Raw genomic sequence first — 13,107 nt, 5'->3', positions numbered from 1 at the left:
CGTCCCCGCCCGCAGCTCCGCGGCCGGGGCACGCCCCGGCCCGGGGGACACGAAAACGGCCCTCCCGCAGCGTCACGGGAGGGCCGCCACACCGACCGGCACCCGGCTAGGGCGCGTTGCCGCTGTTGGGGCGGCCGCCCAGGGCCAGCACCGTCAGCACCACGGTCGTGGACACCGCGGTGATCACCACCGACAGCGCTGCCAGCAGCGGGAACGTTCCGGAGGTCCACAGGTCCAAAATGGCCTGGCCCACCACCGGAGACCCCGGACCGGCCAGCATCGCCGAGGCGTTGATCTCACCCGCCGACAGGATGAACAGCAGCGACCACCCCGCCACCAGGCTGGGCGCCATCAGCGGCAGGATCACCCGGAGGAAAACCCGCCAGTCGCGGGCACCGGACACTTCCGCGGCCTCGCGCATCTCCGGACCGATCTGCTGGATCGCGGAGTTGGCGTAGAACGACGCCTGCGGCAGGAAGATCACCACATAGGTGGTGACCAGGAGCAGCAGAGTGCCGTTCCAACGGAAGGGGGGACCAGCGAAGGCCACCAGGAAGGCGATACCCACCACGATGTGCGAGATCGCCGCCGGAACCTTGATCACGCCGTCGACGACACGCCCCAGGAAGGAGCGGCGCCGGTAGGACAGGTACGCCAGCAGCGCCGACAGCAGCGTGGTGATGGTCGCGGTCATCAACGCCAACAGCAGGCTGTTGGTGATTCCCCGGCGCACCGACAGGCGGTTCCACAAGTCGACGTAGTTGTCCCCGGTCAACGCGCCGAAGTCGACCTGCGGGGTCCAAAAGCCCTGGAAGGACACGAGCAGCAGCGCCAGGAACGGCAACACTGAGGTGGCGCCCAGGTAGCCGAGCACGAACAGCCGCGCCGGAAGCTTCCACCGGCCCATGGTGACCAGGGCTGCGCGCGCTCCACGCCCCCCGATCCGGGCGAACCGCCCCTTGGCCACGATCCGGCGCTCCACGAGCCAGGCGACAACCACGATGGTGATGAGCACCAGGCTCATGCTCAGCGCCGTGATGAGGTCCGGCGGGTACTTCCGGGTCACCGCGTGCACGATGGACACCGGCAGCACCTCGATCTGCGCGGAGGTACCGATCACCACGGGCACGGAGAACAGCGCGAAACCGATGGTGATGAGCTGCAGCACCGCTGCGCCCAGCGCGGGCTTGAGGTTAGGGAGGGTCACCCGGAAGAGGGTCTGCACCGGCCCGCACCCGGAGACCTGGGCCGCCTCCTCCAAAGCCGGGTCCAAGGACTGCAGCCCGCTGGAGATCGCCAGGTAGGCGTAGGGGGTCAGGTAGAGCGCGTACACGAAGACCAGCCCGGGCCAGGTGAAGATGTCCAGCGGACCGGTCTGCAGGTGGACGCCGACGAGCGCCAGCAGCTTCCGCAGCCAGTAGTTGAGGAAACCAGCCTCGGGCGTGGCCAGGAAAACCCAGCCGATCGACCCCGCGATGGCGGGCACGAACAGCGGCATCAGCGGCAGGGCCTCAGCAGCCCACCCCATGCGGGCGTCGGTGCGGACATTGATCCACGCCAGCACCGCGCCGATGAGGAAGGCCAGGGCGCCGCCCGCAGCCACGGCCACTACCGCGTTACGCAAGACCTCCAGGGTGCGGGAGCTGGTGAGCACCTCGACCACGGCGGGCAGCTCCATGCCCAGCTCACCGATGAAGGCGCGGCCCACCGGGTAGACGATGAAGGCGACCACCACCGCCGCGGCCACCCAGCTCACCAGGGTGAAGCTGGAGAAGCGGGTGGCCCGCTGCGGCCGCGCGGCACCGAGGGGAACGGTTTCGGGCCGTTGCAACGTACTAGTCATGATCGAGCACCACAACGCATGCGGCAGGGTCGACGCCGACCCACACCTTCCGACCTGGGGCGAGCTCCGGGTTGTCGTCTGCCCACACCCGGACACTGGTCTCGCCGAGCTGCACCACGTACTCGGTGTAGGAGCCCGCGAAAACCGCGTTGGTGATCTCACCCGACCAGACGTTCTCCCCGGACCGCTCCGCGGTGTCAATCCACCAGCGGTGGGCGCGGCTCGCCACGAACCGGGGAGTGTCGGCGGGGCCGTCCGGTCCGGGGTCCGCGATCCGTATCGGACCGATCGGGGTTCCCACCTGGTGGGCTTCGCTGCCGGTCGAGGTCACCGGGATCAGGTTGGCGGTCCCGATGAACTCGGCCACATAGCGGTTGCGGGGCCGCTCGTAGATGTCGCGGGCCGACCCGGTCTGCATGACTTTCCCGGCACGCATGACCGTGATCTGGTCGGCCAGCTCCATCGCCTCGGCCTGGTCGTGGGTGACATAGACCGCGGTGAACCCGAGGTCCTGCTGCATGGCCCGCAGTTCGCGGCGGAGGATCTCGCGGACCTTGGCGTCGATGTTGGACAGCGGCTCGTCGAACAGCACCACGTCGGTGCCGGCGACGATCGCGCGGGCCAGGGCGACCCGCTGCTGCTGGCCACCGCTCAACTGTCCGATCGCCCGGCTCCCGTGCGAGGACAGGCCCATGATTTTGAGGACCTCGTCGACCCGGGCACGGATCTGCTCCTTGGGGAGCCGGTTTTTGCGGGGACCGGTGGTGAGCGGGAAAGCCACGTTGTCGGCCACGGTCATGTTGGGCCACAACGCGTAGTTCTGGAACACCATGCCCACCGGGCGGTCCTGCGGTTCGACGGTGCGGATACCGGGACCGAAGACCGGCTGACCGTCGATGGTGATGCTGCCCTCGTCGGGGTGCTCCAGCCCGGCCAGACAGCGCAGCAGGGTGGTCTTCCCGCAGCCGCTGGGGCCGAGGAGGACGCAGAAGTCGCCCTTGGGCATGTGCAGGGTGACATCGTCCACGGCCGCCACGATCGTTCCGTCCGGGGCACGGAAACGCTTGCGGAGGCCGACAATGTCCACGCCGGTGCGCGGCTGCCCTTCAGCAGAGCTCTGCGCCGAGGTGGCGTGCGTGGTCACGGTCATCGGAACGTTCTCCTAGGCCGAGGTCAGAAGCCGAGCAGCGCGTTGAGCTGTTCTTGTTCCTCACGGGCAGTGGCAAGGTCCGGAGCGACGTAGCCCTCAGGCTTGGGCAGGGTGCCTGCCAGGTCACCCAGCGGGGAGATACCGAAGCCTTCGTTGAGGGCGATCTGGCCCTTCTCGGACATCAGGAAGTCAGCGAACAGCAGCGCAGCATTCGGGTGCGGGGAGCCTTCAGACACGGCGGTGTACTGCTCGACTCCCGTGGTGGGGGAGAGGTAGACCAGCTCCACGGGGGCACCGGATTCCTTCAGCGGGTTCACCACCGAGGGGAGGCTGGGGAAGGTGGCGATGGACTCGCCCGCGGCCACCTGCTGGGTGCCGGGGATGGCGCTGTCCACCTTCTTGATGTCGTTGTCGGCCAGGCCTTCCAGGAACTCTTCGCCGTACTCCTCCTTGAGGATGCTCAGGAAGGCGGCCCAGGAGAGGAACGACATGGGGTCGGCCATGTCGATCTCGCCCTTCAGCTTGGGGTCGAGGAGGTCTTCCCAGTCTTGTGGTGCCTCAGACAGCTTGTCGGTGTTGTAGGCCACGCCGATGGGCTGGGAGTTGACCAGGAAGTAGGTGTCCTTGTGCAGGGCCTCTTCCGGCCACTCGTCCAGGTTCTCCAGCTGGTCGGCCGGGAGGGTGCGGAGCCATCCCTTCTCGATGTACTCGTCCAGCACGTGGGCTTCGGGGATGGTGACCAGGTCGCCCACGGCCTGTCCGGCGTCGCGCTCGGTGGAGTAGCGCTGCGCCACGACGGGGGAGCCCATCCGGACGACTTCGACGGCGATGCCGTACTCCTGCTCGAAGGCGTTGGCGACGGCCTGCACCGGCTCGTCAGGGATGGAGACGTACCAGGTGACGATGCCTTCCTTCTGGGCCGCTTCCACGAGGTCTCCGCCTTCGCTGTCAGCGGAGGAGCCGCCGCCGCAGGCGGTGGCGAACAGGGTGAGCGCAAGTGCGGCCGAGCCGATTGCCGACCAGCGGAACGTACTCATGGATCCTCCCACAACACAATGAACAGCCTCATTATGAGGTTTATTATTGTTATCATGATTTGAGGAGATGTCACCGGGGTCTCAATGGGGTGTGAGAGTCCCTGGGGGGTCTTGGGGGATATGTCACACTATGTGGTGCTTTGCCCGAATAGTACGTGATGTCTGTTACGGCACAACTTCGGGTGGGGATAGTTGACCTGCGCCAACACCACAACAGACAGCAGAGCGGGCGGCCGCGGTTTGTGGGATTTCTTACGTTCCACGCTCCCCGCCCCGCTGAACCGCCCACACTCAGGACACGACCACGCCCCGCCACGGAGCACGGCAACACCTCCGACCACCCCGCTGCCCCGCCGGTACAGCCCACCCGTCAGCAAAGCGCCGGCACCCCGCGCGGAACACCCCGGAACAACGGGCCGTCACACCCACCAACGCCCGCCGCGGCCCCCAACCCAGCGGAAATGACGCAGCCCAAGCCGCCGGCGCCTCACAACCGCGACACCGGCACCCAACAACAGACCGGACGCTGCCACACCGTGCCGGGCCCGCCCCCACCCCCAGGCAGACCCGCCACGATCACCGTGCCCGCTGCAACGGCACTAAGTCGTCAGTGTCATAAGCGAGCCGGTCATGCACCCGCACCACACCCTCCACCCGACGCACCGCGCGGATCAGCCGCGGAATAAGCGAACGCACCGGCACCGTGCCGTCCAACGTGACCACACCGCGCTCCACCGACACGGCCACCCCCGGCAGGTCGAACTCCCCGCGCACAACCTCCCGCTCCACCGTCTCCCGCAGCTCACCGTCAGAGACGAAATAGACACGCAGCAGGTCAGAACGGCTGACAATACCCAGCAGCTTCCCGTCCTCAGTCACCACCGGCAGCCGTTTAATCCGGTGACGGCGCATCCGCTCGGCAGCCTCCCGCGGCGACGCACCCTCCGTGATCGTGATCGCGGGCGTGCTCATCAAATCCCGCGCAACCGGCTCCTCGGGCATGTCACCCGCGAACACCGCCTCATCCAAGTTCGGCGCGGCAAGCCAGGCCAGCAGGTCACTCTCGGAGACCACCCCCACCACCCGCTGGTCGGCGTCCAGCACCGGAAGCGCGCTCACCCCGTTCATCCGCAACGACACAGCGAGCCGCTTAAACCCCGCCTCCTCGAACGCGGCCACAACATGCGTGGTCATCAGGTCGCCGACAGTGCTGGCCATGGTCACCCCTTCACGGTCCGCCCGCCGTCACACCCCCTCCCCAGGCTGCGCCCCGGTCACAGCGGCCGCAGCGACCGCAGATAGGGGTCGCTGGAGGGAGGAACCGTCACCCGGATGCGGGCGTCCACACACATCGCACTCGACGGAGTCGCCAAAACCGGGTTCATGTCCAACTCCGAGACCTGCGGCAGATCCACGGCCAACTGGGACAACCGCAGCGCCATATCCCGCAGCGCATCCAGATCCACCGCCTTCTCCTCATCGCCCTCGCCGAGCGTGCGCAGCGCAGGCACCGACCGCACCAACTCCGCAGCGTCCACGTCAGTCAACGGGGCCAGCCGCGCCGCCCGCGTACGCAGCGCCTCGGTATACGTGCCGCCCAACCCGCACACCAGAACCGGACCGAACACAGGCTGCTGAGCCAGCCCAAGCAGCACCTCGAACCCGCGCGGCGCCATCGCCTGCACCAAGACACCACGAAGCCGGGACCCGAACCGGGAGATCAGTTCCGCGTGCGCGTTCCGCACCTGCTCCGCACCCGACAAGTCGAGACGCAGCGCACCCGCCCGCTTCTTGTGCACCACCCCGGCCACGTCCGCTTTCAACGCCACCGGGCTGTTCAACTCCCGCCAGGCCCGCACCGACTCCTCCGGGGTGTGGGTCCACTGCCACGGCGCGACCGTGACCCCGTAGCAGCCCAGCACCTCCATCGTCTGATCCAACGGCAGCCAACCGCCCTCCGGATGCCGTTTCAGGAATTCCTGCACGATATCCCGGGCCCGCTCCACCGCGACCGCCTGCAGCGACGGCACCGAACCAGCCGGACGAGCCAACCACCGGGCCCGCCGCCACGCATGCCCCAGCGCAGCAGCAGCCGCCCGAGGATCGTTGTACGAAGGCACCGAGTGCCCTCCCGCGGACAAGAGCGTCACAGCTTCCGCCTGGTGGGGCGCGACCGCGGCCACCGGAACCCCTCCGGCCATGGTCGCCACCACCGGCAGCGGATCAGCCAGCGCAGTCCGCACCATGATCGCGATGATCGCGTCCACCTCCGCAGCAGCAGCAAGCCGCTCCAAACAGGCCCGCAACTGGTCACTGCTGGCCGCAGGCGTGGTATCGATCGGGTTCGCGCACGCCGCCCCCGCAGGCAGCAGCTCCTCGAGCTCGAGGCGAACCTCCTCGCTCAGCTCGTGAACCTCCAACCCCACATCCGCGCACGCATCCGCCGCCAGCACCCCCGTGCCTCCCGCGTTGGTCACGATCGCAACCCGCGGCCCAGACGGCAACGGCTGGTGGGCCAAGAACGCGGCAGTACCCACCAGCTCGTCAAGACTCCGCGCAGCCACCACCCCCGCCTGCTCGAACAACGACTCCGTCGTCAACGCGGGAGTCAGCGACGCCCCCGTGTGCGAGGCCGCGGCCCGCTGCCCAGCCGTGGAACGCCCCGCCACCACAGTTAGGATCGGTTTGCGCCGCCCCAACCGCCGAGCAATCCGAGAGAACTTACGCGGATTCCCGAACGACTCCACGTGCATGATCGCCATCGCGGTGTCCGGGTCGTCCTCCCACCACTGCAGCAAGTCGTTACTGCTGACATCCAACTTGTTGCCGGTAGACACGAACGAGGAAATGCCGACATCCAACCGGGACAAGTGCTCCAGCAGCGTGATACCGATCCCCCCGGACTGCACGACCAGACCGGCCTGCCCCGGACGCGGAGCCTCCGCAGCAAACGTCGCCTGCAACCGGACACCGTCGCTCAGCGACGCCACCCCGAAACAGTTCGGCCCCACCAGCCGCATCCCGTGCCGACGGCACACGGCAAGCAGCTCCTGACTGGTCTCCGTGTCCAAATCCGCGGTGATGACGACGAGCGCGCCCACCCCCTGCTCCCCACAAGCACGGGCCACATCCAGCACCGCGTCCGGCGGCACCGACACCACCGCCAGATCCGGGACCTCCGGCAGGTCAGCCACGGACGGAACCGCAGACACGTCCGCCACAGCCGCGGCATGGGGATGCACCGCATACAAGCGTCCCGTGAACCCGCTAGCGCGGATATTGCGGAGAATCGCGTTACCTACCGAAACCTGACGCCGAGTACCGCCGATCACCACCACCGAGGCGGGACGCAGCAGCCGCTGCAGGCTCTGCTGGCCCGCAACCGCTTCCCGCATGCCCACCGCATCCAAGTAGCGGTCATCCGGGGTAAGCGGAATCGTCACCTCCACCATGCCCCGGTCGACACGCTGCTGCGGGCGCAGACCAATATCAGAAAACACCCGCAGCATCGCGTGATTGTCGGGCAGCACATCCGCATAGAAAGTGGTGACGCCGTTCCTGCGGGCCCGGGACGCCAAATGCTCCAACAACAGAGTGCCGACCCCTTTGCCCTGGAACTGGTCGGCCACGGCAAGCGCCACCTCAGCCACATCCGACCGGCCGATCGTGTCATAGCTGGCCGCGCCGATCACCTCGTCGTCGAGAACCGCAAGCAGCGCCTGATGGCCGCGACTAGGGGCCGCGCAGATACGACGCGACAACTCGCTGATCGTGGCAGTACCCGAGCTGAAGAACCGCATCCGACGGCTTTCCGGAGACATCGCCTCGTGCATCGCCCGGACCTGCGGCTCGTCTTCCGCGTAGGCGGGACGCACCAGCACAATCGTGCCGTCGGTGAGCAAGGCGTGGGCTGCGTCGGCTCCGACGTCGATGGTCATGCGGTCACCTTTCCTCACGGAGTGGCGCAGTGCGCCCCGGACGTACCGGGACGTTCCTCGTCCCTCTCCTGCCCGGCGCACTACCCCCGAATCCCGGTCCAAAGCACCCCGCTCAGGGCCCTTGGTCCCGCAACTCCCCGCAACGCGACCGTTTCCCCCACAAGCCAGCGGCGATAGGGTAGGGCCGTCCCAGGGAAGGGAGCCACAAGCGACCGCCGGGATGAGGAGGAGCCGATGACAGCGGAACCAGGCGACGCCACCGCACACCGCGAAGCCCGCATCGAACAACGAGGCCTGTACTACGAAGAACTGCAGACCGGGGTGATCTACGTCCACCGTCCCGGACGCACCATCACCGACGCTGACAACGTCCTGTTCAGCACCCTGACCATGAACCCGCAGAGCCTCCACTTGGACGCTCACTTCAGCGCGGCCACCGAGTTCGGCAAACCCCTCGTCAACAGCCTGTTCACCCTCTCCACCCTGGTCGGATTGAGCGTCAACCAGCTCACCCAGGCCACCACGGTCGCCAACCTCGGCTTCGGCGAAGTGTCCTTCCCCCACCCCGTGTTCGTCGGCGACACCCTGTACGCCGAAACCCGCGTCCTCGACAAACGCCTGTCCCAGTCCCGGCCCAACAACGGCGTCGTCCGCTTCGAACACCGCGCCCACAACCAGGACGGAACCCTCGTAGCCCGCGTGGAACGCACCGCGCTCATGCTGCGCCTCCCCGAGGAGCAGCGATGAACAACACCCTCGCAGACCTGCCCGGCCCGGCACTCCTGTTCTGCCCGGCAGACCGGCCCGACCGCTACGCTAAAGCCGTGGCACGCGCCGACGCGGCCATCCTGGACCTCGAAGACAGCGTTGCCCCCGAACACAAAGACCGAGCCCGGGACCTCGTCACCGCCGCACTCGCCGACCTCGACCCGGACCGGGTGATCGTACGCGTCAACGCGCCAGGAACCCCGTGGTGGGAAGCGGACGTCGCCGCAGTACGCGCCGCCGGAGCCCGCCTGGTGATGCTGCCGAAAGCGGAACGCCCCGAAGACCTCGAGGCACTCGCCCCCGCCCGCGTCATCGCCCTCTGCGAAACCGCCGCCGGAATCCTCGCCGCACCACGCCTCGCCGCCTCCCCCTCCTGCGCCGCGCTGACCTGGGGCGCAGAAGACCTCATCGCGGACCTAGGCGGAACCACGAGCCGCCGCTCCGACGGCACCTACCACGATGTGGCCCGGCACGCCCGCTCCCACGTGCTCCTCGCCGCCGCTGCAGCACACCGCCCCGCCATCGAAACCGTCTACCTCGACCTGGACGACGTCGCCGGACTCACCAAATCGTCCGCCGAAGCCGCCCAAGCAGGGTTCTCCGCCCGCCTGTGCATCCACCCCGTCCAAGTCGACCCCGTCCGCGCCGCATTCGCCCCCGACCCGACCTCCGTGGCGTGGGCACGCGGTGTGGTGGCAGCCGCCCAACAAGCCCCCTCAGGAGTGTTCCGCTACCAGGGCAGAATGATCGACGAGCCGCTGCTGCGCCAGGCCCGCGCCATCCTGCGCCGCGCCCGCACCTAGCCGCCGCACACCAGGCAGGCGCACCAGAACCCCGCGCTGCTGCGGCATCCGCACACCCCGCTGGGTAGCATGGCGGCCAGCCCTCGTTAGTACCCGCGGCGGGGGAAGGACACAACTGAAAGGACGACGCGTGGTGGGGTGGGACCGCGGAAACCGCGAAGCAACACATGCCGCTGCCCCACCCTGGAACGCGGCGCGCATCCCCCGGCCACACACCGCTCCCACAGGACACCGCACCCTGGCAGCCGCGACCACCCCGCGCGCCAGCCGTCCCAGGAGCGCAACCGTCGGCACAAGTGCCGGACGCTGAGAGAGGGGTTAGGGCCGATGCTGAGACTGGGCAGTCGCACGTTCACCGACGACCAGATGCTCGTCATGGCGATCGTCAACCGCACCCCCGACTCCTTCTACGACCGGGGCGCCACCTGGGAAGAGGAACGCGCCCTCGACCGGGTCCACCAGGTCGTCGCAGAAGGAGCCGACATCGTCGACATCGGGGGCGTCAAAGCCGCACCCGGCGAAGAGATCCCCGTCGCCGAAGAGATCCGGCGAGTCGCAGGATTCGTAGCGAAAGTCCGCGACGCCTACCCCGACATCGTCATCAGCGTCGACACGTGGCGCGCCGAAGTAGGCCGCGAAGTCTGCCAGGCCGGAGCCGACCTGCTCAACGACGCGTGGGGCGGCTACGACCCGGCCCTAGCGGAAGTCGCCGCCGAATTCGACGTGGGCCTCGTCTGCACCCACACAGGCGGGGTGCGTCCCCGCACCCGGCCGCACCGCGTCCACTACGACGACGTCGTCCAGTCCGCGATCCGCGACACCGTGGCACTCGCGGAACGCGCCGTGGCACTCGGCGTCGACCGCTCCCGCATCCTCATCGACCCCGCCCACGACTTCGGGAAAACCACCCGCCACTCGCTGGAAGTCACCCGCCGGCTCAACGAGATGACCGCGACCGGATGGCCGGTGCTGGTGTCCCTGTCGAACAAAGACTTCGTCGGGGAAACCCTCGACCTGCCCGTCGAGGAGCGCCTGGTAGGCACGCTGGCAGCAACCGCCGTGTGCGCCTGGCACGGTGCCCGCGTCTACCGGGTCCACCAGGTGGTCGAGACCCGCCAGGTGCTGGACATGGTCAGCAGTATCAAAGGACTCCGCGCCCCCTCCCGGGCTGTGCGCGGACTTGCGTAGGGAAGACGATCAGGTGATCACAGCCGCAGCGGTCTGTCCGCATCCTCCGTTGCTTCTGCGTGAACTCACCGGGCAGCACGACGCAGCCGCTGAACTGCGCGCAGCGTGCCGCACCGCGGTCGACCGGGTCCTGCACGGCGCCGAACACGTCGCCCTCATCGGCGGGGCACCCGCCGTCCCTGGCACGACCCGCCCCGACCTGGCGGGCGGACTGCCGTGGAGCCTGCGCGTAGGCCTCCGCCTCCTAGACGACGCCCAGTGGACCGGGCCAGTAGAACTGCACCCGGTCGCGGACACCACCCCCACCGAGGAATGCCTGCGCCGCGGCCAAGACCTCGCAGCCTCCTCCCGACCCACAGCCCTGCTCGTGCTAGGGGACGGCAGCGCACGGCGCAGCCCCAAAGCCCCCGGCCACTTTGACGAGCGCGCCCACCCGTTCGACGCCGGCCTCGTCACGGCCCTCCGCAGCGGTGACGCCCAGCAACTGGCTGCACTCGACGCTGACCTGGCCCGCGACCTCCTCGCGGAAGGCCGGGCCGCCTGGCAGGTGCTTGCCGGGGCCGCCGCCGCACAGCACACCCCACCGCGCGTTGAGGTGCACTACGCCGACGACCCGTACGGGGTGATGTACGTGGTCGCTGAATGGCGCTGGTAACACCGAGAACAAGAGAGGCAAGCCGTCGTGCGCATCCTGCTGAACGAGGTGGACCCTGCCGTCGCCCAGCCCGGCCAGGACCTCACCGAGGCGGAACTCGCCGCCCTGTACGCGTACCCGGAGGAGACCGTGGCAGAGCGGCCGTGGGTGCGCGCCAACTTCGTAACCACCCTGGACGGCGCGGTCACCGGGGACGACGGCCGCTCTGGGTCGATCAACACCGGCGCGGACCGGATCCTCTTCTCCCTCATCCGCGCCCTGTCCGATGTGATCGTCGCCGGCGCAGGAACCGTGCGCACCGAAGAGTACCAGCGGGCCCGGACCGCGGTGCGGTGGCGTGCCGTACGCCGCGCCGGGCAACGCCCCCACCCGGTGATCGCGGTGGTCAGCCGTTCTGCGAACCTCCCGCCGTCGCTCCTCGAACACCAGGAGGACGCCGGCGAAGTCATGCTGCTCACCTGCCGTGCCGCGGACTCCGCTGCCCTGGACGAGGTCCGCCAGGCGCTGGGCGACGACCGGGTCCTCGTGCTCGGAGAGGACCGCGTCGACCTCCGTGCCGCACTGGACGCGCTCGCCCAGCAGGGCCTGCGCCGGGTCTTGTGCGAAGGCGGACCGCACCTGATGCACGACCTGGTCGACGCCGACCTGGTGGACGAGCTGTGCCTGACGCTCGCACCCCGCATCGTGGCTGGCGACCGGCTGAGACTACTTGCCGGTAAGCCGCTCGAACGGACGTTTGTTCCCAGACTGCTGGTGGAATCGGACGGCACGCTCGCCGGACGCTGGCTCCGCGGAGTGTAGGCGCCCGCCTCGCCCGCGAAAACCAGCTGCCCAGGAAACGACCAGCGCTAAAGCCGTCCGCAGAGAAAACATCCGTCTTCAAACCCCAGGCATTACCTCCCACCTTCGCTCACACAGAACGAAACAAATCGGCCTAGCCCCACGTGTGCGGGGAGCATGGATGGACCCGTTCGAGAAAAGAAACGCCCCGCGGTCCATCCCCACGTGCGTGGGGAGCATGGAGACGATCTCGCGCTCCACGTTGCTGTCCTCGGTCCATCCCCACGTGCGTGGGGAGCATGAGCCGCCGGTATTCGACGACGGCCGCGTCGTCGGTCCATCCCCACGTGCGTGGGGCTCACTCGCGCACATGGCGCCGGCGTGGTCGGATCTGAGGTCCATCCCCACGTGCGTGGGGCTCACGCCCTAGAGCGCGCCGTCACCGCGCGCGCCAACGGTCCATCCCCACGTGCGTGGGGCTCACACCTGCCCTGATGAAGCGCGGGCGACCGTGACCGGTCCATCCCCACGTGCGTGGGGCTCACCGATAGCCGAGGCCGACCGGGATCGGGATGACCGGTCCATCCCCACGTGCGTGGGGCTCACGTGATGACAACCCGAATCAGGGACATTGTGGGCGGTCCATCCCCACGTGCGTGGGGCTCACGTTGTCATCACCACCTACGGCACGCTGCATGGCGGTCCATCCCCACGTGCGTGGGGCTCACGGTGGCGGCGTGCTGCCACCACCTGTGACTCGGCGGTCCATCCCCACGTGCGTGGGGCTCACCTCCACGGCGGCGTAGGCTGCGCCCGGCCGGGAGGTCCATCCCCACGTGCGTGGGGCTCACCGTCGCCTCCGGTATGGGCCTCGTTGGACATGCGGTCCATCCCCACGTGCGTGGGGCTCACCTACCAGCACTGGCAGTCTGCGTCGCCGCCATT

General features: G+C 68.5%; 10 protein-coding genes and 1 CRISPR repeat array. Of the genes, 5 read left to right on the top strand and 5 right to left on the bottom strand.

Going from position 1 to position 13,107, the window contains the following annotated elements; genetic code table 11:
• Positions 1–106: 106 nt before the first annotated feature.
• The 5 genes from TF1_RS01120 to TF1_RS01100 form a co-directional block, all read right to left on the bottom strand.
• A complete protein-coding gene (locus TF1_RS01120; protein WP_038043629.1) occupies positions 107–1,843 on the bottom strand; it encodes an ABC transporter permease in 1,737 nt (578 codons plus the stop codon).
• Positions 1,836–2,993: an ABC transporter ATP-binding protein gene (locus tag TF1_RS01115; protein WP_016188586.1), complete on the bottom strand. Its 1,158-nt coding sequence runs from the start codon at positions 2,991–2,993 to the stop codon at positions 1,836–1,838. The genes TF1_RS01120 and TF1_RS01115 overlap by 8 nt, the downstream gene beginning before the upstream one ends.
• A gap of 23 nt (positions 2,994–3,016) precedes the next feature.
• On the bottom strand, positions 3,017–4,030 hold the full coding sequence (locus TF1_RS01110) for an ABC transporter substrate-binding protein (protein WP_011291750.1): 1,014 nt from the start codon (positions 4,028–4,030) through the stop codon (positions 3,017–3,019).
• 576 nt (positions 4,031–4,606) lie between these two features.
• Positions 4,607–5,248 (bottom strand): CBS domain-containing protein, encoded by a 642-nt coding sequence (locus TF1_RS01105; protein ID WP_011291751.1) that lies wholly within the window; start codon positions 5,246–5,248, stop codon positions 4,607–4,609.
• A gap of 56 nt (positions 5,249–5,304) precedes the next feature.
• Positions 5,305–7,968 carry a bifunctional acetate--CoA ligase family protein/GNAT family N-acetyltransferase gene (locus tag TF1_RS01100; RefSeq protein WP_061783538.1) on the bottom strand — a complete coding sequence of 888 codons (2,664 nt, stop codon included), beginning with the start codon at positions 7,966–7,968 and terminating at the stop codon, positions 5,305–5,307.
• Positions 7,969–8,202: 234 nt separating this feature from the next.
• Between TF1_RS01100 and TF1_RS01095 the strand changes: the two genes are divergently transcribed.
• The 5 genes from TF1_RS01095 (at position 8,203) to TF1_RS01075 (ending at position 12,183) form a co-directional block, all read left to right on the top strand.
• A complete protein-coding gene (locus tag TF1_RS01095) occupies positions 8,203–8,715 on the top strand; it encodes a MaoC family dehydratase (protein ID WP_061783537.1) in 513 nt (170 codons plus the stop codon).
• Entirely contained in the window at positions 8,712–9,539 is an 828-nt protein-coding gene (locus tag TF1_RS01090; RefSeq protein WP_011291754.1) for an HpcH/HpaI aldolase/citrate lyase family protein, read from the top strand. Before TF1_RS01095 ends, TF1_RS01090 begins: the two co-directional genes overlap by 4 nt.
• A 327-nt stretch (positions 9,540–9,866) precedes the next feature.
• Complete coding sequence (folP, locus tag TF1_RS01085; RefSeq protein ID WP_011291755.1) at positions 9,867–10,727, top strand: dihydropteroate synthase; 861 nt, start codon at positions 9,867–9,869, stop codon at positions 10,725–10,727.
• A 13-nt stretch (positions 10,728–10,740) separates the two neighbouring features.
• Positions 10,741–11,382, top strand: a complete 642-nt coding sequence (locus TF1_RS01080) for a class III extradiol ring-cleavage dioxygenase family protein (protein ID WP_011291756.1) — start codon at positions 10,741–10,743, stop codon at positions 11,380–11,382.
• 27 nt (positions 11,383–11,409) lie between these two features.
• Positions 11,410–12,183: a pyrimidine reductase family protein gene (locus tag TF1_RS01075; protein WP_061783536.1), complete on the top strand. Its 774-nt coding sequence runs from the start codon at positions 11,410–11,412 to the stop codon at positions 12,181–12,183.
• 191 nt (positions 12,184–12,374) lie between these two features.
• A CRISPR array of direct repeats spans positions 12,375–13,074; the repeat unit is 28 nt; unit sequence GGTCCATCCCCACGTGCGTGGGGCTCAC.
• Between the last annotated feature and the right edge of the window lie 33 nt (positions 13,075–13,107).

Source organism: Thermobifida fusca NBRC 14071 = JCM 3263 (assembly GCF_001592045.1).
GTDB lineage: Bacteria > Actinomycetota > Actinomycetes > Streptosporangiales > Streptosporangiaceae > Thermobifida > Thermobifida fusca.
The sequence above is the reverse complement of the archived record's forward strand: the minus strand, read 5'-3'. Positions and strand labels throughout refer to the sequence as shown.

Bases quoted from the DNA above. Each gene is read 5' to 3' on its own strand.
- TF1_RS01120 (WP_038043629.1), bottom strand. From the start codon at position 1,843: ATGACTAGTACGTTGCAACGGCCCGAAACCGTTCCCCTCGGTGCCGCG.
- TF1_RS01115 (WP_016188586.1), bottom strand. From the start codon at position 2,993: ATGACCGTGACCACGCACGCCACCTCGGCGCAGAGCTCTGCTGAAGGG.
- TF1_RS01110 (WP_011291750.1), bottom strand. From the start codon at position 4,030: ATGAGTACGTTCCGCTGGTCGGCAATCGGCTCGGCCGCACTTGCGCTC.
- TF1_RS01105 (WP_011291751.1), bottom strand. From the start codon at position 5,248: ATGGCCAGCACTGTCGGCGACCTGATGACCACGCATGTTGTGGCCGCG.
- TF1_RS01100 (WP_061783538.1), bottom strand. From the start codon at position 7,968: ATGACCATCGACGTCGGAGCCGACGCAGCCCACGCCTTGCTCACCGAC.
- TF1_RS01095 (WP_061783537.1), top strand. From the start codon at position 8,203: ATGACAGCGGAACCAGGCGACGCCACCGCACACCGCGAAGCCCGCATC.
- TF1_RS01090 (WP_011291754.1), top strand. From the start codon at position 8,712: ATGAACAACACCCTCGCAGACCTGCCCGGCCCGGCACTCCTGTTCTGC.
- folP (WP_011291755.1), top strand. From the start codon at position 9,867: ATGCTGAGACTGGGCAGTCGCACGTTCACCGACGACCAGATGCTCGTC.